We start from the raw sequence: 26,976 nt of genomic DNA on the forward strand, positions 1-26,976 counted from the left end.
GCAATAGGCAATAGGCAATAGGCAATAGGCAATAGGCAATAGGCAATAGGCAATAGGCAATAGGCAATAGGCAATAGGCAATAGGCAATAGGCAATAGGCAATAGGCAATAGGCAATAGGCAATAGGCAATAGGAGCTTATCGCCCGTTTTGCCCTTGAGAAAACCACCCACCCAATCGCGATAATGCTTTATCAAAGCAAGGTATTTTCGCTAAAATAGCGGGTTCACCCGACCTCTAGGAATGACTCATGCGCAAAACCCTGCTGCTTCTCGCAGCACTGCTGTTTACCTCGCTTTGCCTGACACTATCAGGCCATGCGCAGCAAGCGCAATACGCGGCTCCCATCGTAGATACCTCAGCGCAAATCGATACTTTGCGCAGCAGCATCAAGCAACGCGAAGAAACGCTAAAAAAGGAGCGAGAACAACTCGCCGCCCTGCATGAGGAAATCAAAGCGGGTATTGATATAGGGCAAGTCGTTTCCCAGCAAGCACTCAGCCAACAGCGCAGCCAACTTGAAGAAGCACAGGTTCATGGCGACAATCTACGCCTGCGCCTGCAAGAAATCACTAAGGACATTGAAGCCAACCGTCAATCACGTGAAGAACTCGATACGCTACTGCAAAAGCAATCCAACCCACTGGCATCCGGTGAAGGCAGTACTGAGAACGATATCGCCAATACCCGCCGTGATATCCAGCGCAACGAAACCTACGCCGCACTGCTCGTCACCCAGCTCACCCAAATCAATCAAGCCATTGAGCTCAATGCCGCATGGAAAGAAGCCCTGGGCCAACGCTATCGCGCCTACAACGAACACTACCTCGAACAAAACAGCACCGAAGATGGCCAACGCCCAGCCAAACTTAACAATACCGAACAACAAGCAGCGCTGACAGCCGAACGCAACCGGCTCACGGCACGGCTTGAGTCCGGCAACATGAACACCAAGGCGCGCCTCGAAACCAACATCGCGATTGCCATCATTAACAAACAAATCCTGTTTAACCGTCTGCTACGCGAAATTGACGGTATCGACAGTCGCCTGCAGGAAATGCAATTCGTCGATTACAGTACCGTGTCACTAGAGCGTATTGAGCGTGTACAGCAAGAAATCATCGACACCAGAGCACGCCTCTCCAGCGCCGACGCACAAATTGAACAAAACTACAGTGTCATCACCGAGCAATACGGCATGCTCACCAACCGTCAGGAAGCCATCCCGGAAAAGATATCCAACCGCTATACCGCAATGGAAAATCAATACCGTGATCTAAAAGAAGAAATCGAGCTCACTGTATCCAACCTCGATTTGCTTGCCAATAAAGTTGATAGCCAATATACCGAGCTGTCTGCCAATTACCTCAAGCAGCGCTTTGCATTCGGCGGCAATATTGACGGAGTCCTCGACATTGCCGCGAACATTGGCGAAGCGTATGGTCTATTTGCCGGTCAGTACGTCGTTTCACTATCAACACTGAGTAATGCATTGCAGGACATGGAAAGCTTGCATTGGGCCATGCTGATCATCACCATGCTGATTGTCCTTGCAGCGACGATCCTGCTTACCATATGGATGAACCGCATTGTGCGCCGCTATCGCCAAGACAGCCGCCTCGGTTTCACCAAGCGCCTATTGCTGTTCCTATTCGGCATGCTCAAATACAACCTCCCTTATATTGGCTTTTTCTGCCTCAGCTTGCTGCTGGTTTCCATCACCTCACTGCCTTCACCAAGCTACGGCTTGCTTTTACTGCCATCAATCGCCTTGCTGATGGTCTCGATTCCCTACTTTGCAATGCGCATTCTGATTGACTCACGCCTGCTCGAAACCACAGATAACCTGCGCATTATCAACATCGTCGGTATTCTATCGGGCATTGGCAGTTTGCTATTCGTTCAAGTCATGCTCGCACAGTGGATTTTAAACGACAGCAACACCATCGACGCTTTCCGCTGGGTATTTGGTGCTTATATCGCTGCCATCAGCATTCCGATGTGGCGATCTGTGATTAAGATGGTGCGCTTCCTCAATGAATATTATGCAGACTACTACGCCTACCGGATTCTACGCGTGGTCATCTTCATCATTCCAATCGGCACAACATTTTTTGGTATCGCCAGCCTGTTTGGCTACCTCAACTTCGCCTGGATCAACGCCGAATTTCTGCTTTATTTCTTGCTCATATCAGTAATTTGGATCGGCTTGCTTGCCGCCTTCAAAGATGCGTCACTGTGGGCAAAACGCTATGCCCTGCTCAATACCAATAACGGCGTTTTTTGGGCGCAAGACGTCATCAATCCGCTACACACGCTGCTGCGCTACACCAGCCTAATTCTGCTCATTGAGCTACTGCTGTATATTTACGGCTGGAACAGCAATACCCCACTGATCAGCGATCTGCTTACCCTGCTCAACGATCCATTGCTCTCAAGCAGCAAAAACACCCAGTTTACCCTGATGAACTTCATCATCATGGGCGTCTTTATTTACTTCTCCTTCCGCATCGGCATTTGGATCAAATCCTTCGCCTACCGTCTGGTTTTCGGCAAAATTGCTGATCTCGGTATTCGGAACAGCCTTGCTGTATTCGGGCAATATGCCGTCGTCACCCTAGGGCTTTTGATCGCCTTACGCGTCATTGGCATCGACTTAACCGCCTTCACCGTCTTTGCTGGGGCGCTCGGTGTCGGGATTGGTTTCGGCTTGCAAACCATCGCCAATAACTTCATCAGCGGCATTATTTTGCTCATTGAGCGCCCGCTGCGCAATGGGGACATTATTTCTGTTGGCGGCTACGACGGTACAGTGGAGCGGATTGGTATGCGCTCTTTGACCATGACCACATTTAACAACGAAAGCGTCATACTGCCAAACTCGGACTTCGTCACCTCTGCCTTTAAGAACTGGTCACATACTGACCAAATCGTACGCGTCATTCTCTACTTTGACGTCAACTACCGCCATGATCCGGATCAAGTTGAAGCGGCACTCACCGCTGAGCTCACCGCCATGGTTGCCGCAGGAGAATTGTCGGAAATACCACCGGATATCATTAATCGCGCTTTTGCCTACAACTGTAGCGAACGCGGCATAACCTACCGTATTCAATATTACTTCCACCTGCTCGACCACGACTTTTTTGGCACGCGCCATCAAGTCATCCGCCGCATGTGGGATGCCTGCCATAAAAACGGCTTCGAGATTGCTTATCCCAAGCAAGATCTCTTCTTCCCAGACCACCCGGATCAACTCGCGCATAGTGTACGCAGCTTGCCCGATTTTCGCGGCCATGACGGTGGTCATCCGGGCTAAAAAAATGGCACATTGGAATAACCAATGTGCCATATCTTGTTGCTGACAAGCAGAACTATTTTTTCTGCTTTTCTTTACGCTTTTTCTTGACCACTTTTTTCGCTTCCGATACTTGCAAGCGGCCTGAAATAAAGTCGAAGATCACATCACGTTTATTCCAGAAAAGGTTCTGCATCTTTTCTTCGGAATAAAGCTTTTTGACCATCATCGGCAAGCCGGCATGAATCATCTTCGCCACTTCGTTATTGTGCACTTCAATATCCATAGCCTCTTTTAAGGTCAAGCTATGCTTATTGAGATAGCTGTGCAGCTGGGTGCGTACACCCGGATTTATATCAAACTGCTTCATCATGGTTTGCTCCTCCTTGAGCACAAGAATACCGGCAACAGGTAAGCTATTGCCGGTGATCACTTAATGATCTGTCGCCAGCGCCGCAATTTCACCGAGTACTACAGAAAGTGTGGCAAGATCAGTGTCATCACGATGATCCAGTTCCGTGACGGCACTATCCACGCGCTTGAGTAAACTACTGCGCGTTTCAGCCCAATCCTCGACCGGATGATCGCTCTCCTTCTCAAGCAGATTTTGTGCAATGGTACGCAAAGTCGCATAGAAGCTGTTCAGCAATGCACCACGTGCGCGGCGCTCCCAATAATTGCTCGCCGGCAATTGATTGATTTGCGCAAGTAGCCATTCACCGTTGAGGCGTCGCTGTACACTGAAATACACTTCTGCGACGTGCTCAAGTGATTGACCACTTTGCTCCGCAATCAATACCACATCAAGCGCAGAGACAAATAACGGCAACGAGGCCAGTGCTTTAGCATTTTGCTCAGAAAAGCCGGCCTGCTCGAGCTGCTCTTGCTTGTCTGCAATCCGCTCAGCAAAATGTGCTGCAAGAGGGCCATCATCGCGAATCAATTGCTCAACACAGCCTTTAAAGCGCTCTGTCATCGCTTGAACGTCTATTGGTGTATTTAGGTTGCGTAAGAACCAGAAAATGGCACGTTCCAATACCTGACGCACACTGATCTCAGCCTCGATCTGAAGCTCCGCATCAACTTGATTGTCCATTGCCTCGATCATCGCCCAGTAGCGACGAGCATGGAATACTTCGCGTGCCAAAGCATAGCAGCTGGCAATGACCGCAGCACCTTCACCTGTTTCTTCCACTGCACGGAAGACAAAACTGATGCCCATGCGATTAACCAGACTATTGGTCAGGTAAGTCGAGATAATCTCACGATGCAAGCGGTGATCCGGCATCACATCTTTAAAGCGCTCGCGCAGCGTTTCTGGGAAATAGCGCGGTAGTTCATTGATGAAATAAGGATTATCTGGCAGCTCAGACGCAAGTAAATGATCGTATACCCACATTTTTGCGTAGGCGAGCAGCACAGCCAACTCTGGATTGGTCAGGCCCTGATGATTTTTCAGGCGCATTTCTGCGTCGCTATCATCAGGCAAGTACTCAATTGCACGGTCAAGGCGCCCTTCCTGCTCAAGCTGGCGAATAATACGCATGTAATCGGCCAGTTTCTGCGGTCGGTACGCACTCACTTCAATGGTCTGCGGTTGCATGTAGTTTTGGCGCAGTACTAATGCCGCCACTTCATCAGTCATACTCGCCAGCAATTCATTGCGCTGCTTTTGGGTCATATCACCCTGTTCAACGATTTTATTGAGCAGAATTTTGATATTGACCTCATGGTCCGAACAGTTCACACCACCAGAGTTATCAATAGCATCGGTATAGACACGACCACCGTTAAGCGCGTATTCAATGCGCCCACGTTGGGTCATGCCGAGGTTACCACCCTCACCAATTACCTTCGCACGAATATCGCAACCATTGACACGCAGCCCGTCATTGGCACGGTCACCAACTTCGCTGTTTGCTTCCTCGCTGTGCTTAACGTAAGTACCAATACCGCCATTCCAAATCAGATCAACCGGTGCTTTGAGTAAGCGATTGATCAGCTGATTTGGGGTCAGTTTGTCTTCTTCAATGGCAAATGCTTCTTTCATCTCCGGCGTAATCGCCACGGATTTATCCTGACGTGAGAACACGCCACCGCCAGCACTAATCAGGCTCTCATCATAGTCAGCCCAGTTTGAGCGCGGCAATGCGAACAGGCGCTCACGCTCGGCATAAGAGGCTTCACAATCCGGATTAGGATCAATGAAGATATGCAGGTGGTTAAATGCGGCTTGCAAGCGGATTTTACGCGACAGCAACATACCGTTACCAAAAACATCGCCGCTCATATCGCCGATACCAACCACGGTAAATTCATCCTGTTCCTGGATATCTTTGCCCATCATGCGGAAATGGCGCTTGACCGATTCCCACGCACCGCGCGCAGTAATACCCATGGCTTTGTGGTCGTAGCCTACCGAGCCACCAGATGCAAACGCATCATCGAGCCAAAAACCGTATTCTGCTGCGACGCCATTGGCGATATCAGAAAATGCTGCCGTGCCTTTATCAGCAGCGACAACCAGATAAGGATCATCCTCATCGTGGCGTACGGTATTTTCTGGTGCAACAATCTCACCTTCTACGAGGTTATCCGTAATATCGAGCATGCCGCGAATGAAGGTTTTATAGCAGGCTTTACCTTCTTCCATAAATGCTTCGCGGCTGTCAGTCGGAGTTTTGACGATAAAGCCACCCTTTGAACCGACCGGTACGATTACCGCGTTTTTAACCATCTGCGCTTTGACCAAACCAAGAATTTCCGTACGGAAATCTTCCATCCTGTCAGACCAACGCAGGCCACCACGGGCAACCTTACCACCACGCAAATGCACCGCTTCGACTTTCGGTGAATAGACGAAAATCTCGAACATTGGTCGTGGCTTAGGAAGTTCTTCAATCGTTGATGCGGCAAATTTGAATGACAAGCGATCTTTGCGGCTACCATCTTCTTCGCGCTGATAGAAATTGGTGCGCAATAGCGCATTGATCAGATTCAGGAACCAACGCAGAATACGGTCTTCATCGAGACTCTTGACCTGTGCAAGCTGGTTTTCAATATCCTTACAAACTGACTTCACGGCTTCCTCGCGCCCTGCGCTTTGCTCAGGATCCATGCGCAAGTGGAACAGCTTGACCAGCGCAACTGTAATATCCCGGTTTTGATTTAGCGTTTGCTGAATGTACTCGCTTGAAAATGGTGCGCGCGCCTGCAGCATATAGCGCGACAAAGCACGTAAAATAACGACATCATCAACATTAAGCTCAGTAGTCAAAACCAATTCATTAAAGCGATCGCTCTCAACTTCACCATTCCAGACTCGGTGTAAGCTTTCTTCAACTTGGCTACGCACCATAGCCATATCCACAGCTTTGGCATTGCGCAGATACAGATCGTATTCCTGCATCCACAGTTTATGCCCATCTTCAAGATTGAATTCATAAGGGAATGCGGCTGACACAGCAACGCCGAAATCTTCAAGAATCGGCAACACATTAGACAGCGAAGCTTGCTTGCCATAACCATACATTTTGAGGTGCAACTGATCGCTGCTTTCCCCAGCTGACTGATAGAGGTACAAAGACAACGGCTCTGCTTCATTGAGCTGGTCAAGCCTGCATGTGTCTTTAACTGCGGTGCGCGTCGAATAAGTATCACGATAAGCCGCTGGCAATGCATCAGCAAAGCGGCGCAGCAAGCGATTTCCTTCAGCCTCACCCATCGCTTCGATCATATCTTGCTGGTAATCGTCATTCCAGTCGTGCATTGCTTCAATCAAGCGCTCTTCAAGTGCCTGATTATCAAACTGCTTGATCGCACCTGGCGTAGTGCGTACATGCACATGGAGGCGTGCGTGATGCACTTCGTTAAACTGAGTCGAAAACTCTGACGAAATACCACCAAAGGCATCCAGTAAAATTTCTTGGAATTTCAGGCGCAATTGCGTATTGAATTTTGCCCTTGGCACGTAAATCAAGCACGAAACGAAGCGCTGATAATGGTCAATACGGGTAAACAGGCGCAAGCGCTTTTTATCGTGTAAATGCAAAATACCCATTGCCATTGGATAAAGCTCATCAATATTAGCCTGGAATAAATCATCACGCGGCAACGTATTGAGGACATGAAGCATTTTTTTATAAGCATGGCCATTTTTAGGCAAACCTGCACGCTCCAATACTTGATCGGCTTTTTCACGCAAAAGCGGAATTTGATTGACTGTCAGCTGGTAAGCAGATGCGGTCAGCAATCCGATAAAGCGGTACTCGCCAATAACGTTACCCTGATCATCAAAACGCTGAATGCCAAGGAAATCCATATATGCAGCACGGTGAACTGGTGAAATATGGCTTGATTTGGACAACAACAATACCTGAGGCTCAAGCAACATACGCTTGAGTTCTGAAGGCAGCTCACTAAAACTCTTTGAGCGCTTGTCTTCACCATCATCCTCAAGCATGCCAAGCCCACTACCACCGGCGATATACAATTCCAGATCATCCTGATTGTGCTCAACACGGTACTCACGGAAGCCTAGGAATGTGAAATTACCGTTGAGGATCCAGTCAATAAAAGCAAGTACTTCACCTTTATCAAAAGACTCATTAGGCAAATTAGAGTGTTCGAGCTCCTTTTTGATGGCTTCAAGCCGATCATGCATAGGCTGCCAATCACGAACCACAACATCGAGAAGGTTAATTTTCTCAAGAAGCTCACGCTTGATCGCACTCAGCTCTTTTTCATCTATCTGGCGATCAACCTCGCAATACATTACTGACAAGTACTTTGCATCACTACTCTGTACAGAATCGATACTCATCAGCTCGCCATGCTCATCACGCTCTACATGGACGATGGTATGTAACAAGCGATGCATGGCCAATCCACGAGCTTCCAAGCACATCATCAGCGTATCAACCAAAAACGGACGATCGCGCACAACCATTTGGATGACAGTGTGTGGCGTATGGAAATGCTCTTCTTCGACTGAAGGATTAAAGACGCGAATTTGAGGTGCGCTGCCATCGTACGCCTTGACCAAGGCAAAATGGGTCAGCAGTACACCAGCAAGATCAACATCATTCATGCTATCTGCTTGATCGTCAGGCAATTGATCAAGATATGGATGAGCAAAGTTTTCCAAAAGTCCCAAATCTTTTTTAGGCACATATTTCCCAGCTTGCGCAACAATCGCCGCAAACCGTTTTTCAAATGACTCGGACATAATTTCTCCCATAAATCTTGATCTATTTTTGGTTGCCTAAAGTGCTGCGCAACCTACCGCAATAAACAAACGCCGTAGCTGAAACTGCTACATCTACAAAAGGATTCCGGCTATCTTTTAATAGATGACAGCAGTATAAAATAGTGCGTCACCGCAACCGATTTGATAGCCCTATCATCCGTGGATATATTCTAGCACTGACATTATATTTATGTATCCTTGCGGCCTTTCCTCACAGTAAATTAAAGCCTTCCAAAGCAACGCCACCATACGCACAACAGCGCAATGAAGAGACGATACTAAAAATATCCTGTTGTTTTAAATAAAATAACCAAAATAAAAGTTGATTAACGCTACAAATATCAACGGTCTTTTTGGGGTACTAGATATATATACCGTCATAGAAAGCAGCATTAAGATACCCTGCTAACAAAATCGGCCTGCAAAAGCAGGCCGATTTTGTATCCAAACCAGTCCAATCACACTATATTAACTTTCAAGGATCGCGTCATCAGAACGGTTTTTTCATATCCCGACAATTTTTGAAGCCAGAACGCCGCATCTGTATCTCAGTTACCAGTAATTGCCTGAACCCCATACTGAGTGAGCAGATTGGCATCTTGATCACGACCAGCCGCGCGCAATGATGAAATCAGCTTTTCAAGTGCCGCTGCAGATTTTTCACCATTTGGTGCTTCACGTAAGTATTGCCCCAAATAACGGTTAGCCAAATCAAATTGGCGCTGGTTGTAATAAGCATCGCCTAGCCAGTAACGTGCAAGATTCAAGCGGCTGCTATCTCCACTGCCACCTTGATTGATGTATTGCTCAAATAGCGTGGCTGCATTAGCCAAGTCACCGGCGCGATACACAGAAAGTGCCTGGTCAAAGCCATCAACCTGACCAGCAGCTTCTCGAATTGGCTGATCATCATAAACGCCGCTACGACGCTGCGAAGGAATTGCTGTGATGCCGGTTGGGACGCGAATCCCACTACTGGCAACCTGCTCGCCAAGTGCCTGCTGCTGAGCTTCAAGCTGTGCAACACGATTACTTAACGCCCGCAACATATCGCTGTTGGACTGCAATTGAGCCATTTGTGCATTATTTGCACCACACCCCGACAACAATAGCGCAAGAGAAAGTCCTGATATACGCAAAAACATCATATCTCCTTAATAAATTCCGTAATTAATAAATAATTACTGCACGACGGTTACGCGCATAACTGTCTTCATCCGAGCCCCATACTGCCGGGCGTTCTTCGCCATAGCTCAGTACACGGATCTGATCCACACCAACACCAGCCTGCTGGAAAACATCCTTGACAGAGTACGCACGGCGCTCACCAAGGCCGATATTGTATTCACGGGTACCACGCTCATCAGTGTGCCCCTCAAGAACAACCATAGTTTGCGGATGTTCGCGCAAATACTTGGCGTGCTCACGGATCACATTCTCAGAACGCTGGTCGATGCGGCTACTGTCATATGAGAAATAAATCACGCGATCTTTTTCACTTGCCTGAGGGCCACCGATGACGTTGACGCCATACGCTGGATCATCATAAAAATTACCATAGCCACTGCTTTGGCCGCCATAACTGCCATAGCTTCCAGTGCCATAGGCATCACTGCCATAAGCACCAGCTTGTCCGGCCGCAGCATTAGGATCCACTTCATATGGCTTGCTACAAGCACTCATGACTGCAGCCAAGCCAACCATTATCAGCACAGTTTTCTTATCCATACTTTTCCTCAAAAATCGTTCAAAATCTTAATTGCCGCGCAAATCCGGACCCCATGCCGGATCGCGAAGTCTCCCTGCAGGATCGCTCAGCGTCATCGCCTCGCCCCCTTGCGTATTGATCACTTTTAATACAGAACGGCCATTTTCACGCGTTGCGTAAAGAATCATCTGTCCATTAGGCGCAAAACTCGCCCCCTCATCCAACCTACCTGAAGTCAGCACGTCAAAGCGGCCACTTGCAAGATCGTATAAGCCAATTTGATAACCGCCACCGCTGCTGCGAGTCAAGACCAGCGATTTACCGTCCGGCGACAAGTCACCATTGGCTGAAAAGCCGTTACCAACCACAGCACGCTCCGCACTACCCCCTTGTCGTGCAACGCGATAAATCTGCGGGCTGCCAGCACGGTCAGAAGTGAAGTACACGTAGCGACCATCCGGAGAGAAGAATGGTTCAGTATCAATACCTGCATGATTGGTCAGGCGAGTTTTTCCGCCACTGGCCAAATCAATAATGTAGATGTCCGGGTTGTTGTTGCTCGACTGCACAAAAGCCAGACTACGGCCATCAGGAGAAAATGATGGTGCAGAGCTGATGTCATCACTCTCTGCAATCACGCGACGTGAACCACTGGCAATATCCTGCACCACAATCTGCGAGCGATTATTGGCATAAGTCATATACGCCAAGTTACGACCATCTGGCGACCATGACGGCGACAGAATTGGCTGATTACTGGCAAAAACTTCGCGGCGGTTCGCACCATCTACATCCGAAATCATCAGCGAGTAACGGCGTGCACCATCTTTTTCCTGCTCAAGGACGTATGCGATTGGTGTAGCAAAAGCACCACGCTGACCAGTCAATTTTTCAATAATACGATCTGCAATTTCGTGTGCCAGCTGGCGCTCACTGCTCGCCGTAATGCGGTCATTACTCAGCACACTGGCTGCTTTAACGTCACTCAGCACTACTTGTGCTGAATTACCACCCTGCAAGCGGCCAAGCACAAGATAGTCTGCCCCAGTCTGGGCAAATGCTGGATAATCAACTTCATTTGGCGCTGCTGGGCGCATACCAATCCGCTTTGGATCAAGAGGCTGCAGTAAGCCACTTTTCTGCAGGTCGCTCGAAATCAAGAAGTCCAACTTACCACTATTGTCACCCTGAAAAGGCAAAACAACAATTGGTTGAGCTGCGCGCTGAGCACCACTGACATCAACCACCACTTGCGCCTGTAGCGCTGACATCATGAGGCATGCTGCGCTCATGATTAAACCCCGCATTACTGTTTTCACCATCATCTACCTCTTATGATTGTCTTGTGCCTATGATAATCAAGGCAAAAAAATAAACCAATAAATTCATTTATAAATTACGTACAAAATCACAGCGTAAAGTTGAACAAGATGCCATCTTTGATGGCTGCATCACGCAGCGCCGAATTTGATGGCAGTGGCAAAGGTGATGCAGACATAATTGCATTACGCGCACTACTGTCAAACAATGGATAACCGCTGGACTTCGATAACTTCACATCCGTTACCTTACCTTGAGCATTAATCTTAATCACAAATTTAGCACTAAGATTGCTCGGAATATTTGCCGGAACACTGTAATAACGTTTGACAACGGAAAGTAGCGTTGCCGAATAAGCATCAACATCGCCCTGACCATAACCGGGAACAGCTGACTGCAAGCCATCCAAAGAAGGTGTGCCGACGTTAAGGCTGGCAAGCTTGGCCTCCGCTTCACGCGCTTCTTTGGCTTTACGCTCAGCTTCTGCTTTGGCCTTTGCCTCTGCTTCAGCCTTGGCTTTGGCTTTGGCTTCCACCTCAGCTTTCTTCTTCGCTGCTTCTTCCTCAGCTTTCTTTTTCGCAGCCGCTTCGGCTTCTGCTTTGCGCTTCGCCTCTTCGGCCTTCTTGCGCTCAGCCTCTTTTTTGCGCTCTGCTTCCGCAGCAGCTTTTTGCTTAGCTTCTTCAGCGCGGCGCTGCTCCTCAGCCTTCTTGCGCTCTGCTTCCTGTTTGGCCTGTTCTATCTTGCGTTGTTCTTCGGCTTTGCGTTTTTCAGCCTCAATACGCTTCGCCTCAGCCGCCTTTCTGGCCGCTTCTTCTGCTTGCCTTTTGGCTTCAGCCTTCCGGCGAGCCTCTTCTTGGCGACGCAGTTCCTCACGCCGTTTTTCTTCTGCAATTCGGCGCAAACGCTCTTCTTCAAGGCGCTGCTTTTCCTTCATCTCAAAATCAATATTATTCATTGTGAGATCAAGTGATGCTCCGTCAATCGCATACACACCGGATGTTGGCAATTTCTGGTCCGTTTCCGTGTATTCAGCCTCAACAGGCATCACCGGATTAGCAGACAAATCCGGCTCGGGAAGTGACTCAGGATCTTCTGTCACTGCGCTACTCTCAGGTGTTGGCTGTGCAGCCGATGCCGGTAGTCCGATCATGGACATATCGACAAAGCGGCCAAGCAGGAAAATCAACGCCAGCAGCAATAACCCCAGCAGTGCAAACGCACCACCGATAATGTTTTCCCAAAAATGGCGAAACGCTTTGCGTTTACTCATTGCTCGCCTGCATCAGGAGAAGTCGCTATACCCACAGCTTCGATGCCGTTTTTGCGCAATTCGAGCACCAAATCAAGTAAAGCATCATACGTCACACGTCGATCACCGCGCACAATGACTGGCAGTTGTGGGTACTGTTGGCGCAAAGTTGCTGCACGCAATACAACTTCAGTCTCACTGCGCCCTTCATCACTACCATCATTAATAAAGTAATTGCCGTTTTCATCAATCGTCAGCACTAATGGCTGTTGGCCTTCAGGCAGCCCGTCCGGCATTTCAAATGCTTCTCCTGGCGCAACCGGTAACTGCACTTCGACCGTCTGATTAATTAGCGGTGCCGCAATCATAAAAATAACTAAAAGCACCAGCATGACGTCGATATACGGCACAACGTTCATCTCTGCTTTTACTCGCCGACCACGCCGGCTACGACGCAACTTCATCATGGCTTAGAGAGTTTTTCGCGGGCGGTAAGGATTTGGCGCTGCAATACATTGGCAAATTCTTCAATAAAAGCCTCGTATTCAACGGCCAAGCGCTCGGATTTACCAATAAAAAAGTTATATGCCAACACTGATGGAATTGCTGCCAACAAACCAATTGCTGTCGCGATCAAGGCCTCTGCAATACCCGGTGCAACGCTGGCAATGCTTGCCTGCTGATTACTCCCGCCAAGAGCAATAAATGAATTCATGATCCCGTAGACCGTGCCTAACAAACCAATATAAGGCGCAGATGAGCCAAACGTGGCGAGCATATTGAGTGATTTTTCTTGTCGCGTACATTCGCGAGAATAAGCAGCTTCCATCGCGCGGCGACAATTACCCACAATCACATCAGGCTGATTCAGATGGCTTGATTTAAAATGTTTGAACTCACGGAATCCTTCCGTAAACATACGCTCAATGCATTCCGCATCACGCTCAAGATAATGCTCATAGAGCTTTTGCAAATCTTTACTGTGCCAGAATGCCTGAGTAAAGCGCCTGACCTTGCGTTGCAAGCGATCAAACTGAACCCATTTTTTCCCGGTAATGAACAGCGTCAGTAAGAACATGCCAAACAGCACTGCCATCAGCACCTGCACAAACAGGCTGGCCTGACCAATCAAATGAGGAATCGATAATCCGCTGTGCAAAGTGAACTCCCTGATCTACGGATAAAGGGAGTATTATACGATACGCATGGCAAAAAACGAGCCAGCGTACATGGCATTTTTTTCACCTCAATCGCTATCGCGCTCAGGTGGCGTCAAACCAAGGTGTTGATAAGCACGTGCAGTTGCCATGCGCCCGCGCGGCGTGCGCTGCAGAAAGCCATTTTGAATCAGGTATGGCTCAACCACATCTTCCAGCGTACCGCGTTCTTCGCCGACGCTTGCCGCCAGCGTATCAAGGCCCACCGGTCCGCCGGCAAAGTGATGAATAATGCGCTCGAGCAAACGGCGGTCAAGCTCGTCAAAGCCCAGCGCATCAATGGCCAACAGTTGCAAGGCTTCATCCGCACTTTGTTTACTGACCACACTATTGGCGCGCACCTCGGCATAATCCCGCACCCGACGCAGTAATCGGTTAGCAATACGTGGCGTACCGCGTGAGCGCTTGCCAATTTCCGCTGCACCAGCAGGTTCAATCGGCACACCAAGCAATTTTGCAGCACGCATAACGATACTGGTCAGTTCTTCATCACTGTAAAACTTGAGGTTCTGGGTAATACCAAAGCGATCGCGCAACGGTGCAGTAAGCAAGCCACTGCGCGTGGTTGCACCAACCAGCGTAAATGGTGGCAAATCAAGCTTGACTGAGCGTGCCGCAGGACCTTCACCGATCATGATGTCAATTTGGAAATCTTCCATCGCTGGATAGAGTACTTCTTCTACCGCAGGAGAAAGACGGTGAATTTCATCGATAAACAGCACATCGTGTGGCTCAAGGTTGGTCAGAATAGCGGCAAGGTCGCCCGCTTTATCAAGAATAGGGCCAGATGTCTGACGCAAGCTTACGCCCAACTCACCGGCAATGATCCCCGCTAATGTGGTTTTGCCCAGCCCTGGTGGACCAAAGAGCAACACATGATCGAGTGCTTCACGCCGCGCCAGAGTTGCTTCGATAAAGATACCAAGCTGTGATTTTAGCGTATCCTGCCCAATGTAATCTGCAAGACGCTTGGGACGCACTGCACGCTCAATGGCCTGCTCGTCATTACCAAGAATATCGCCTTGTAGCAGGCGGTCAGATTCGATCATTGACTACCCCGTGGCAATTGCTTTTTCAATACAGCACGCAGTAATTGATCCGTACTCGGTGCTTCACCATCGGTAAAATCACGCAAAGCTGTTTCAACCATAGTCGCAGCGATATTGGATTTATAGCCCAAAGCAACCAGCGCTTCTTCAGTTTCCAATGCCGCACCACCATAAGGCGTATGCGCCATATCTGCGTCAGTACTGCCAATATCACTGACTGAAACAGCCGCAAATTGTTTCCCGACACGGTCATTGAGCTCAATCAACAGGCGTTCGGCGGTCTTCTTGCCAACACCGGGCAGCTTGACCAACGCTGCACTATTTTGCTCACGCACCACGCGCACAAAGGCCTCGACGCTGAATCCAGACAGGATCAACAAGCCGATTTTTGGCCCAATACCACTGACACGGATTACTTCACGAAAAAGCTGGCGCTGCGCCAATGAGTTGAAGCCATAGAGATAATGCCCATCTTCGCGTACAGCATGATGGACGAATAGCGCTGCTTCCCGCCCTTCTCCGAGTTGCTCAATGACAGATACGGGTACGCTCAATTCATAACCGACACCACCCGTCTCCACAATCACCATATTCGCCTGCTTGACGACCACTGTTCCGCGTAAATAACCAATCATCTCAAGCCTCCCAGGCCGTATTCAAGCCACCGCGCTGTTGTCTGCGCGCAGTTTGCAAGTGATGCGCATGGGTCACGGCCACCGCCAATGCGTCTGCGGCATCACTCTGAATTTTTCCACTACGCCCGAGCAGGATTTTCACCATATGCTGCACCTGCGTTTTGTCCGCGCCGCCTTTACCAACCACAGCCTGCTTGATGCTTTTCGCTGCATATTCGCTAACTGGCAACTGCGCGAGCACCGCAGCACAAATCGCCACACCGCGCGCCTGCCCCAGCTTTAATGCCGAATTCGGATTTTTATGCACAAAAATCGCTTCTATCGCAAATTCCTGCGGGCGGTATTGGCGTACCAATTCTTCAATGGCCTGATGAATCATCATCAAGCGCAATGGCATCTCTTCAGATGCCAAACGCACGCAACCACTATCGACATAGCTCACCGTCGAACCACAGACATCGACAATACCGTAGCCGGTAACGCGTGAGCCGGGGTCGATGCCGAGAATACGGCGCGTGGTTGCTGTCATGATTTAGCCGTTAAAATCTTCAGGGAAGTCAGCGTTGGTGTAAACGTTTTGAGTGTCATCCAATTCTTCAAGGCGATCAATCAAGCGCATCACTTTCTCAGCGTCGTCGGCTGATACTGGCGACAGATTTTCTGCACGCATGGTGACTTCGCTGTCATCAGGGACAAAGCCAGCTTTTTCCATCGTTTCATACACTGCGGCGTAATCTTCTGGTGTGGTCAGTACTTCAGCCGTACCATCTTCAAATTCAACGTCTTCTGCGCCGCCTTCGAGTGCCGCTTCCATCAGTGCATCTTCATCACTAACGGTTTCGTAAAACAACACACCGCGCTCGCTGAACTGGAAGGCTACCGAACCGGACGTGCCGAGGTTGCCACCTGCTTTTGAAAAGGCATGGCGTACTTCACTCACGGTGCGGTTCTTGTTGTCGGTCAAGCAGTCGACCATTACCGCAACGCCGCCCGGGCCGTAGCCTTCATAGCGAATTTCATCCATCTGTTGCCCATCAAGTTCACCAGCACCGCGCTTGATCGCACGCTCCATGGTGTCCTTAGGCATGTTTTCAGCCTGTGCTTTGGTGATCGCGAGGCGCAGACGTGGGTTGCTGTCTACATCAGAACCGCCTGCACGCGCTGCCACGGTCAGTTCCCGGATTAAACGGGTAAAGACCTTGCCGCGCTTGGCATCTTCTTTGGCTTTTTTGTGTTTAATGTTGGCCCACTTACTGTGTCCTGCCATAAAGTCTCTCCATTGTTGTTATAACTGCTACGCGTTGCGCGCGAAGCACTGCCTGAAACGGCAAATCGCGCATTTTAACCTGAAAAGCGGTTATTTGTCCGCATCAAACGATGGATTATCCGCTACTTCGTCATACTGAGCGACCAACATTGCGCTGAGCATAAAGCCACTGCCAAGCAGCATCAGCGGTGTAACCAGCTCACTGAGGAACAACCAGCCAAACAGCAAGGCAAATACCGCTTCGAGCGACAAAATAATCGCAGCATGCGCAGCAGGCACACGACACTGCCCAACTGACTGCATAAAAAATGCCAATGCTGACGAACCAATACCGGTAAACGCCAAATCCCACGCAGTAAAGTGCAGTAATTCAAAATCCAATACACCGCTGATACCGCTTTGTGACAATACCCCGATGATGCTCAATACTGCTACCGTACCAATCTGCATCACTGAAAAAGCAAGAATGTCGCAATGGCGCACCGCCAGCCCCGTCCACAGTACTTGTAGCGTCCAGCACACAGTGCCAATCAGCGTCACGCTGTCGCCGATGTTCCAATTCAGCGCTGCACTGTCACTGCGAATACCAGCAAAGCAGTACAGACCAATCGCGGCGAGTATCACCGCAGCAACCGTTGCTTTACCGGCACGCATACCAAACAACAAGCCAACGACCGGCACCAACACCACATACAATCCGGTCAAAAAACCCGACTTACCCGCGGTTGTATGAGCCAATCCCCACTGCTGCGCCATCATGCCACCAAACATCAGCAAGCCACCGACGATTCCGAACAGTGGGAAACGGCCATGGCTTGCTCGCGGACGAAGCTGCTGTAAAACAAACCAGCACGCGCCTAAAAACAGAGTCGCAATACTAAAGCGCCACGCATTGAACCACAGCGCTGTCGTTGCTTGCGCGGCGTGGCGTTGAAAAATAAATGCCAGACCAAACAGCATTGCTGTCAGCAATAAAGCTGCGTGTCCACGATTGTAATTAAGCACTTTCATGATGTTGCCTATAAAAAATAAAGCGGCTCAAGCTGCGCCATATTGCCACAATCTTGAGCCGAATTGAGTCTGAAGCAACCGAAGTGGCTTCATATTTCTATGATACGTTACGGCAGTTCATCAACAACTTCCTTCTGCTTCGGTAACAAATCTTCATGGCGTACCCCAAGGGTATCAACCAATGAACTTGCCACGAAAATAGACGAATACGTCCCGAAAACGACACCAAAGATCAGTGCAGCTGCAAAACCAAACAGTGTTTCGCCGCCAAAGATCAGCAGTGCCAATACCGCAAGCAATGTGGTCAAGCCAGTGACGATGGTACGCGCCAAAGTCTGGTTCACCGAGATATCGATGATATGACGCGGCGTCTCATTACCAAGCTTGAGAAAGTTTTCACGAATACGGTCATAGACGACCACCGTATCGTTAACCGAATAACCAAGCACTGCAAGCAGCGCGGCGAGTACCGTGAGGTCAAATGTCCACTGCGTCAGTGCAAACAAGCCGGCTGTAACGATAACATCGTGAATCTGTGCGACCACGGCACCAACAGCAAACTTCCATTCAAAGCGCAAGCTCAAGTAAACGATCATACCGATACTGGCAAAAATGAACGCCGTGATGCCTTTCTCAATCAGCTCAGCTTTATACTGACCACCAATTTTTGCTTGCCCAAGTAGTTTGATTTCTGGCTCTTGTGCACGCAAGGTAGAGACGATCTCACCCATCGTGTCGTCACTGCTGATGCCTTCTTTCTCGGCAAAACGGATCTGTACATCACGAGATGAACCGTACTGCACCACAGTTGCATCAGGGTGGATCTCATCAACCATACGGCGAATTTCTGGAATATTGGCCGTGTTTGGATATTGCAGCTCAATGGTGGCACCACCAGTAAACTCAAGACCAAAATTAAAACCACGCACCAAAATCAAGATGATACATGCAGTCGTCAGGATCGCCGAGAATAGCAGGCCTTTGCGGCCATACTTCATAAACGGAATAAATGGCAGATTAAATTTCATCTCGGCCTCACATCTTTAATTTAGGCTGTTCTTTGCGCAGCATGAAAAATTCAACCAATGCTCGAGTGACGTAAATCGCTGAGAACATCGAGGTAATGACCCCAACTGACAGCGTCACCGCAAATCCCTTAATCGGGCCTGCGCCAAAGCTAAACAGCAAAATAGCGACAATCAACGTGGTCACGTTCGCATCAACAATGGTAGAGAATGCGTTATCAAAGCCGCAACGCACCGCTTCTTTTACACTCATCCCTTCACGCAACTCTTCTCTAATACGCTCATATATCAGCACGTTAGCATCAACAGCCATACCCAAAGTTAGAATAATACCGGCGATACCAGGCAAAGTTAGGGTTGCACCAAGTGCAGACATCAGCGCCACCAATAAAATAATATTCGCAGCCAGCGCTATATCAGCAAATACGCCCATTTTTCGGTAATAAATCAGCATGAATAACGCAACCAACATTAACCCGAGCATTGAAGCCTGCATACCCTGCTCGATATTTTGCTTACCAGCACTCGGGCCAATGGTGCGTTCTTCAACGATATACACGGGCGTTGTCAATGAACCAGCACGCAGTGTTGCAGCCAGTTTATTGGCACGTGATACAGGCTCAACGCCAGTAATCTGGAAGTTCTTAGAGAATTGCCCTTGAATCGTTGCCGAGTTAACGACAAATTCTTTCTTTTCAACCGTAGTTTCCGTGCCACCATCAGCAGTCGCCTTGGTCACCGGCAAGTATTCGACATACATGGTTGCCATTGGCTTCTTCAGGTTCTCACGGGTAATGCGCGACATGATTGCGCCACCAGCGGAATCTAGAACAACGTTAACTTGTGGACGACCGTCCTGCCCGTAACCAGCACTGGCATCAACGATATGCTCACCACTCATGATCACACGGCGCTTGAGCAAAATTGGTTGACCATCTTCAAAATAGGCAAGCTTGGTACCGAATGGTGCACGCCCCGTGTGTACTGCTTTAGCAAGGTCACCTTTTTCATCAACCAGATAGAATTCCAGTGTGGCTGTAGAGCCGAGAATTTCTTTGGCACGAGCAACGTCCTGAATACCGGGTAATTGAATCAGAATGCGGTCATCACCAACCACCTGAATTGACGGCTCGGCAACGCCAAGGCTATCAACTCGGCCAGCCATCTGCATGCGGTTTTGCTCTGCCGCTTTACGCTTGGCTGCAGCAATACCTTCATCCGTGTAGCGCAAGTCAATGCCATACAAACCATCAGCTTCTGTATCAATACGTTCGACATCAGCAGGCAAAACAGCAAATAGCGCATTGAGTGCTCGGCTGCGTGTCGCATCATCTGCGAAATACAACACAGCGCCACCTTGTGGTGCCACCTCATGGCGGTCGATATTGATGCCTTCATCACCCAACGTTGAAGTAGCAAGATCAATCAATTCGGCACTTTTCTGCTCAAATAATTGCTGAGAATCAACCTGTAACAGAAAAGACACCCCACCGCGCAAGTCCAAGCCAAGGTTCATTGGCGTTAAGCCCGCATCTTGCATCCACTGCGGTGCATCTGAAAGCAAGTTAATCGCCACCACGGTATCTGGATAAGCTTCGCTTAAGCGATCACGTGCAGCAATTTGCTTGTCCGTATCGGGGAATAGGAAAGAAAGCGTTTGGCCATTTTGCTCCCAGCGTAATGGCGAAAGATTCTCTTGCTCGAGTGTTTGGGTAATGGCCGTCACAGAAGAAGCAGCTTCCTCAGTCGTTTCAAACTGCATCTGAACAGCCGGGCTTTTGCCGAACCAATTCGGCAAGGCAAAAAAGAGCCCCGCCACGAGTACAACCGCAATCAGTGCGTACTTCCAGCGTGCAAAGGGTTTAGGCATGGGGAAATCCTGACAATAGTATCAACAAAAAAGAGGCAATCAGAATACTCTGCTTGCCTCAACATATCAGTGATCAGTACTGACCACTGCGTGTAACCGACAAGCGTTAATCTTGTACCGTCTCGTCATTACTCGCCGCTGGAGCAGACAAGCTGGCTTTAATGCTGCCCTTAGGCAGAACCTGAGTCACGAAGTTACGCTGAATACGAACAACTGTATTTTTAGCAATTTCAAGATCAACTGCTTGCTCATCCAGAGCAACGATACGCCCCATCAGACCACCACCAGTCATGATCTCATCGCCTTTACCCAGTGCTTCAACCATCTTGCGGTGCTCTTTGACACGCTTTTGCTGTGGGCGGATCATCAAAAACCAAATGATTGCAAATAAACCAACCATCATCACCAGCTGAATCATACCACCACCAGCTTGACCAGCTGCGGCTTCTTGAGCGTGAGCTTCCTGAATAAAAAACATTTGTATCTCCTAAATAAACAATCAAAAGGCGCATTATATACCTTAACGCCACCGGTAACCATGCTCGCCCGCATGACTAACTATATAGACGCTAACTATGAACCACGGCGTAATTCATAAAATTCTTTGACGAACGTCGATAGTTGTCCTGCTTCTATTGCGGCACGAAGCTGATGGATTAAGCGTAGGTAATAGCGCAAGTTATGGATAGTATTAAGGCGCGAACCGAGCATTTCATTGCATTTATCCAAATGATGCAAATAAGCGCGCGAATAATGCTGACAAGTATAACAATCACACCCTTCTTCGATTGGCTCAAGGTCATTCTTGAACCGTGCGTTGCGGATTTTGAGTGTACCAAAGCGAGTAAACAGATAACCATTACGCGCATTACGCGATGGCATCACGCAATCAAACATATCTACACCACGCAATACGGATTCAACGATATCTTCAGGTCGGCCGACGCCCATCAAATACCGGGGTTTGTCCGTCGGCATCATTGGCAGTGTAAACTCAAGCGTTTCATTACGCTCTTCCGGCGGCTCGCCAACCGCAAGCCCACCAACGGCATAGCCCGGCAGATCCAGCTCTCGCAGACCTTCAGCCGATTCACGGCGTAAGTCTTCATACACGCCACCTTGAACGATACCAAATAAATTATTTGGGCTGTCACCGTGAGCCGCGACACAACGCTTAGCCCAACGCAATGACAAGCGCATAGAGTCTGCTGCTTCTTGGTGGGTCGCCGGGTATGGCGTGCACTCATCAAACTGCATGACAATATCACTATTTAAATCACGCTGTACCTGCATCGAGCGTTCAGGCGTCAAAAAGACTTCACTACCATCAATTGGCGAACGGAAACGCACGCCCTCTTCGCTGATTTTCCGAATTTTCGCCAAGCTAAATACCTGAAATCCGCCCGAGTCAGTCAGAATAGGTTTATCCCAATGCATGAATTGATGTAAGCCACCATGGGCTTTGACGATATCCTCGCCTGGGCGCAACATCAAATGGAAGGTATTCCCAAGAATAATCTCGGCGCCAAGTCTGTTCAATTCTTCGGGAGACAACCCTTTGACCGTACCCAGCGTACCAACCGGCATAAAAATTGGGGTTTCGACTACTTTTCCATTATCAAAAGTGATCCGACCGCGCCTTGCTGCGCCATCTTGTGCAAGTAATTCATATTGAAGCATATCATTCCACCACCGCGTTCATCATCTTCGCGCAAAAAGCGAAGATTATAGCTCAAGCTGTACACAAGCAATAAAAAAGGAAGGCCGAAGCCTTCCTTTATATTGCTATGACAAAATTCAGATCAACGATTGATACCTAATGAATCAAGTGTTTCCATAGTCACGCCACCAACACCAAGGTTGTTATCACGCTGGTATTTTTCTAGTGCACGGGTTGTTGAAGGGCCTAGAGCGCCATCAACCACACCAGCTTTGTAACCTTGAGCATTCAGAGCACGCTGAACTTCTTCAATGGTGCCCTTGTTTACAGTATTTTCACACAGAACTTTCTCCCAACGCATTTGCGCATCGGAAATCTTATCGTAAACAGTCACTTCTGCATACTCAGCAGGGATCTCTTTACGAACTTCCTCGGCTTCTTTAACCAGCTTCTTGACGCGAACAGTTTCATATTCAGCTTCATAAGGAACTTTCTTAACTTCAGCTGGTTGATCAATAACCTGCTTCTGTACAGTCACGTATTTTGCTTCTACAGGCGTTTCTTTAACTTGAACGTCTTCCTGAACAACGTGCTTGGTAATGGTGCTGTTTTCTGCAGGCACTTCAACCAAACGCAGGACTTCGCCACCATTACCAGCTACGCCACCAGTTGCATTCTGTGGTGCCATATAAGCTGGCTTGGAGAGTACTTCTTCTGTTACTTCAGCAAACTGCGGTTCAATAACTTCTTTCTCAACGACTGCTGGCTCAATTTCGATTTCTTCTTCGATGGTTTTATAGGTTGCAGGAACAACTTCAAGGCGCTCACCAGCTGGCTTGATCATGACCTGCTCTTCAACCCATTCATACTCGGCAGGGATCACTTCAATCGTTTCAGAAGCTTCTTTGACAGTTACTTGCTCAGTTTTTGCTTCAAACTGGGCTGGCACGATAACCAACGCTTGACACTCACCAGCTGAGGCTTGAGGTACGCTCAAGGTATTGAGGGTATCATGACGCTCAGAATTTTGGGCTGAAACTGCAGCATCAGTCTCTTCATTAGCCTGGTTTTCGTTCTGCGTCTGTGCGTGAACCAAAGTTGTAATTGCACCGGCTACTAAAAGTGCCGACATTTTACGCTTCATCATAAACAGCTTCTCCTGTTCTTGTGTATATCTCAAAAGAGCGGCGTCCGTTAATTGGGCGCCATTCAACTTATAATCGTTGCTAATTTTACCGTATCAGCGGACAACCATCACAGTTTTATTACTGTAACGCGAAACCCTTGCAGCATTAGGCCCTAATCCGCCCCCACTACCTGGCTTGGTCGCATTAATCACGATCAAATCCACTTCTCGCTCATCAGCAAGACGATTGATTTCCTCATAAATCGTCCCGTGAGCAATGATGTGCTTGACTTTTGCATCTTTTGGAAAATGCGTTTCACTGAATTCATGCAGCTTTAGTCTTGCTGCTTCAATCATTTGTTTATCATAATCTTTTGGCAAAAACGAAGACACGAAGCCCGCACTAACCGGAGGTACGACACTAACCAGCTGATACTGAGTATTTTCATCACCAATACTCAGAGCCATAGCCACAACTCGGGCTGCACGGCTTTCATGCATCAAGTCCACCGCAACCATTATTTTCTCAAACATTTCTATATCCTTATTTAATGAAGCAGAAACAAATTATTAAGCCATTACAGCTGTTTTTTCTCTGCGGCGAATACGCTTTCTTTGCCACCATGCCAATAGCAGTAATAAAGCGATACCAGGAATATACATCCACTCTTTAGCTAAGTTACCACGTACAGGTAGTGTTGCGCCAAGTAACTGCTGATCCCAATCAAGGCCAACGTCTTGAGCTGGAGAATCGAACGCAACATCATCTATCGTTAAGGCTTTATCGTAAGTCTCACCGTCAAACGTTACTGAGTGAGGATCATCTAGCAGAGTAAGACCAAGCTTCTCCATACGCTCTTCACCTGTCGCACCCTCAGGAATTTCCAGCTTGGCATAGAAAGAAATTTCTTTGCCATATGGACTAACCCCTTTGACATGCAACATCAAATCATCTCCAACCGGCGCCTTAGCAACATCCTGAACCAAATTAACTGGCTCGACTTGCTTGGTACTTGGCGAAATATAATCCATGAAGAAACCAGGGCGGAACAGCATGAAGGTTGCGAGCAATAAAAGCAGTGTTTCCCAAATGCGGTTCTTATCAAAGAACCAGCCCATGGTCGCGGCTGTAAATGCCAGCATGGCTATCGTTGCAACCACAAAAATCAGCATCCCATGCCAGAAATCGACGCCGATCAACAGCAAATCTGTATTAAAGATGAACAAGAACGGCAATAAAGCAGTACGCAGGCTGTAATAGAAAGCAACCAACCCCGTCTTGATCGGGTCACCTCCAGAAACTGCGGCTGCGGCAAATGAGGCCAAACCAACAGGTGGGGTCACATCTGCCATGATACCGAAGTAGAACACAAACAAATGGACGGCGATCAAAGGTACAACCAAACCATTTTGACGCCCCACTTCCACAATAACTACAGCCATCAAAGAAGAGACCACGATATAGTTTGCGGTAGTTGGCAAGCCCATACCCAAAATCAAGCTAAACACCGCCACCATACCGAGCATGATGATCAAGTTACCGCCAGAAAGAGTTTCAATGATATTGGAAAGCTGAACGCCAAAACCGGTCAAAGCAACAACGCCGACGATGATACCTGCAGTTGCAGTCGCGATACCTATGCCGATCATATTGCGCGCGCCCATCTCAAGTCCTTGCTTAAGGTCACACAGCCCTGACTTGAAGCCCTGCTTTAACTCACCGCTTCCACGGAAAAAGCTGATCAATGGACGCTGGGTCAGCTGAATCACGACCAAAGCCATCGTCCCCCAAAATGCTGAAAGGCCTGGCGACAAACGCTCAACCATCAGACACCAAATAAGCACGACTACCGGCAGCAAATAATGCAGACCCGCATTAACCGTCGGCTTGACCGATGGCAGCTTGACCATTTCTTCATCCGGGTCATCCATATGTAGATCCGGGAATTTGGCCACACGCCAAATCAGGCCGACATAAACCACAGCAAGGAAAGCGCATACGATGGTAAATGCCGCATCAGGCGCAACGTCTTTAATCCAGCCAAGGCCATATTTAACTGCAAAGTAAATCAGGCAGATGGCGATGAACGTCCCAATTGCGCGCAATAACGACACCAACAACGGATTTGGCTTATCAGCACGAGGCAAGCCGAGTAGATTTTGCTTACATGCTTCAAGGTGAACGATATAAACCAAAGCAATATAAGAGATAACAGCCGGCAAGAATGCGTGCATGATCAATTCGTTATACGGCATCCCGACATATTCAATCATCAGGAATGCGGCCGCCCCCATAACTGGCGGCATAATTTGTCCGTTTACCGAAGAAGCAACCTCAACTGCACCGGCTTTTTCGGCCGAAAAGCCAACGCGCTTCATCATTGGAATGGTAAATGTTCCGGTGGTAACCACGTTTGCAATCGACGAACCGGAAATCAAGCCAGTCAGCCCTGACGCAACTACGGCTGCTTTTGCAGGCCCTCCACGGAAGTGCCCCAGATATGCGAAAGCCGTTTGGATGAAATAGTTACCAGCGCCTGCTTTATCGAGCAATGCGCCGAATAGGACAAACAGGAAGACGTATTTTGTCGATACGCCCAAAGCAACGCCAAATACCCCTTCGGTGGTGATCCATTGCTGATTGATAATTTGGCTGATTGAACCACTCTTATGCGCAATCATCCAATCAAATGGCAAAAACTGACCAAAGTAGTTATAGAGCAAAAACAGTGTGGCAATGATAACCAGTGGCAAACCCAAGCTACGACGCGTTGCTTCAAGTAAGAGCAGCAAGCCCAAGCAACCGACGATCAAATCCTGCGTATTAGGCGCACCAACACGACTAACGATGCCGTCATAGAAGAACAAGTAATAAGACGCCAGAAAAGTGCCAACAATAGCAAGCAGCCAATCTATACCGGGAATACGGTTTTTAGGCGAGCTTGCGAATGCTGGATACGAAAGAAATGCCAGAAACATGGCAAACGCCAAGTGAATTGAGCGCGCGCGCGTATCATCAACCACCACATTGATGTTATTCAAGCCGGCATGATTAAGCCAGCCCTGGAAGGTAAACGGCAATGGTGATGCATAGTATATTTGGAAAAGTGACCACAAGATCGCCACCCATACAATTACCTGCCGAGCAATCCCGGATGGATTTCGCCCCCCTGTATCCGTCGATGCGACCAAATCTTCCAGATCAGGGACTTGCGTCTTCTGTGTCATGTTCGTTTCCTTAATGGTTTGTTATTATTTACTGTTTCATGCTGGCTGCTTGATTAGAAGCAGTAT

The 26,976-nt window shown here is 48.6% G+C and carries 21 protein-coding genes; 1 reads left to right on the plus strand and 20 read right to left on the minus strand.

The window, feature by feature from the left end; all coding sequences use genetic code 11:
* Window positions 1–249: 249 nt before the first annotated feature.
* Window positions 250–3,318: a mechanosensitive ion channel gene (locus KRX19_00005; GenBank protein MBV7433401.1), complete on the plus strand. Its 3,069-nt coding sequence runs from the start codon at window positions 250–252 to the stop codon at window positions 3,316–3,318.
* 55 nt (window positions 3,319–3,373) lie between these two features.
* Here the strand turns inward: KRX19_00005 and KRX19_00010 are convergent, their stop codons facing one another.
* The 20 genes from KRX19_00010 to KRX19_00105 all read right to left on the minus strand — a co-directional run bounded on the left by KRX19_00010 (window position 3,374) and on the right by KRX19_00105 (window position 26,910).
* Window positions 3,374–3,670: a hypothetical protein gene (locus tag KRX19_00010; protein ID MBV7433402.1), complete on the minus strand. Its 297-nt coding sequence runs from the start codon at window positions 3,668–3,670 to the stop codon at window positions 3,374–3,376.
* A gap of 60 nt (window positions 3,671–3,730) precedes the next feature.
* Entirely contained in the window at window positions 3,731–8,524 is a 4,794-nt protein-coding gene (locus KRX19_00015) for an NAD-glutamate dehydrogenase (GenBank protein ID MBV7433403.1), read from the minus strand.
* A gap of 569 nt (window positions 8,525–9,093) precedes the next feature.
* Window positions 9,094–9,690: a hypothetical protein gene (locus KRX19_00020; GenBank protein MBV7433404.1), complete on the minus strand. Its 597-nt coding sequence runs from the start codon at window positions 9,688–9,690 to the stop codon at window positions 9,094–9,096.
* Between the two features lie 25 nt (window positions 9,691–9,715).
* Complete coding sequence (gene pal / locus KRX19_00025) at window positions 9,716–10,273, minus strand: peptidoglycan-associated lipoprotein Pal (GenBank protein MBV7433405.1); 558 nt, start codon at window positions 10,271–10,273, stop codon at window positions 9,716–9,718.
* A 27-nt stretch (window positions 10,274–10,300) separates the two neighbouring features.
* A complete protein-coding gene (gene tolB, locus KRX19_00030) occupies window positions 10,301–11,575 on the minus strand; it encodes a Tol-Pal system beta propeller repeat protein TolB (GenBank protein ID MBV7433406.1) in 1,275 nt (424 codons plus the stop codon).
* A gap of 86 nt (window positions 11,576–11,661) precedes the next feature.
* Window positions 11,662–12,843, minus strand: coding sequence for a cell envelope integrity protein TolA (gene tolA / locus KRX19_00035; protein MBV7433407.1), 1,182 nt, complete (start codon window positions 12,841–12,843; stop codon window positions 11,662–11,664).
* The gene (locus KRX19_00040; protein ID MBV7433408.1) at window positions 12,840–13,289 is read right to left on the minus strand and encodes a biopolymer transporter ExbD; all 450 of its coding nucleotides are present in this window, start codon (window positions 13,287–13,289) and stop codon (window positions 12,840–12,842) included. Before KRX19_00040 ends, tolA begins: the two co-directional genes overlap by 4 nt.
* On the minus strand, window positions 13,286–13,981 hold the full coding sequence (gene tolQ / locus KRX19_00045) for a protein TolQ (protein MBV7433409.1): 696 nt from the start codon (window positions 13,979–13,981) through the stop codon (window positions 13,286–13,288). Before tolQ ends, KRX19_00040 begins: the two co-directional genes overlap by 4 nt.
* 87 nt (window positions 13,982–14,068) lie before the next feature.
* Window positions 14,069–15,088, minus strand: a complete 1,020-nt coding sequence (gene ruvB / locus KRX19_00050) for a Holliday junction branch migration DNA helicase RuvB (GenBank protein ID MBV7433410.1) — start codon at window positions 15,086–15,088, stop codon at window positions 14,069–14,071.
* Window positions 15,085–15,723: a Holliday junction branch migration protein RuvA gene (gene ruvA, locus KRX19_00055; GenBank protein MBV7433411.1), complete on the minus strand. Its 639-nt coding sequence runs from the start codon at window positions 15,721–15,723 to the stop codon at window positions 15,085–15,087. The genes ruvB and ruvA overlap by 4 nt, the downstream gene beginning before the upstream one ends.
* Window position 15,724: 1 nt before the next feature.
* Window positions 15,725–16,252, minus strand: a complete 528-nt coding sequence (gene ruvC / locus KRX19_00060; GenBank protein MBV7433412.1) for a crossover junction endodeoxyribonuclease RuvC — start codon at window positions 16,250–16,252, stop codon at window positions 15,725–15,727.
* A gap of 3 nt (window positions 16,253–16,255) precedes the next feature.
* Window positions 16,256–16,990, minus strand: a complete 735-nt coding sequence (locus KRX19_00065; GenBank protein MBV7433413.1) for a YebC/PmpR family DNA-binding transcriptional regulator — start codon at window positions 16,988–16,990, stop codon at window positions 16,256–16,258.
* A 90-nt stretch (window positions 16,991–17,080) separates the two neighbouring features.
* Window positions 17,081–18,001 (minus strand): DMT family transporter, encoded by a 921-nt coding sequence (locus tag KRX19_00070; protein ID MBV7433414.1) that lies wholly within the window; start codon window positions 17,999–18,001, stop codon window positions 17,081–17,083.
* Between the two features lie 107 nt (window positions 18,002–18,108).
* Entirely contained in the window at window positions 18,109–19,029 is a 921-nt protein-coding gene (secF, locus tag KRX19_00075; protein MBV7433415.1) for a protein translocase subunit SecF, read from the minus strand.
* Window positions 19,030–19,036: 7 nt separating this feature from the next.
* Complete coding sequence (secD, locus tag KRX19_00080) at window positions 19,037–20,896, minus strand: protein translocase subunit SecD (GenBank protein ID MBV7433416.1); 1,860 nt, start codon at window positions 20,894–20,896, stop codon at window positions 19,037–19,039.
* A 106-nt stretch (window positions 20,897–21,002) separates the two neighbouring features.
* A complete protein-coding gene (gene yajC / locus KRX19_00085) occupies window positions 21,003–21,374 on the minus strand; it encodes a preprotein translocase subunit YajC (protein ID MBV7433417.1) in 372 nt (123 codons plus the stop codon).
* A gap of 95 nt (window positions 21,375–21,469) precedes the next feature.
* Window positions 21,470–22,576 (minus strand): tRNA guanosine(34) transglycosylase Tgt, encoded by a 1,107-nt coding sequence (tgt, locus tag KRX19_00090; protein ID MBV7433418.1) that lies wholly within the window; start codon window positions 22,574–22,576, stop codon window positions 21,470–21,472.
* A 122-nt stretch (window positions 22,577–22,698) separates the two neighbouring features.
* Entirely contained in the window at window positions 22,699–23,703 is a 1,005-nt protein-coding gene (locus tag KRX19_00095; protein MBV7433419.1) for a peptidoglycan-binding protein, read from the minus strand.
* A 93-nt stretch (window positions 23,704–23,796) separates the two neighbouring features.
* Window positions 23,797–24,216 carry a universal stress protein gene (locus KRX19_00100; GenBank protein MBV7433420.1) on the minus strand — a complete coding sequence of 140 codons (420 nt, stop codon included), beginning with the start codon at window positions 24,214–24,216 and terminating at the stop codon, window positions 23,797–23,799.
* Between the two features lie 36 nt (window positions 24,217–24,252).
* The gene (locus KRX19_00105; protein MBV7433421.1) at window positions 24,253–26,910 is read right to left on the minus strand and encodes a TRAP transporter permease; all 2,658 of its coding nucleotides are present in this window, start codon (window positions 26,908–26,910) and stop codon (window positions 24,253–24,255) included.
* Window positions 26,911–26,976: the final 66 nt, after the last annotated feature.

It is taken from the genome of Cardiobacteriaceae bacterium TAE3-ERU3 (assembly GCA_019218315.1).
Classification (GTDB): domain Bacteria; phylum Pseudomonadota; class Gammaproteobacteria; order Cardiobacteriales; family Cardiobacteriaceae; genus JAHUUI01.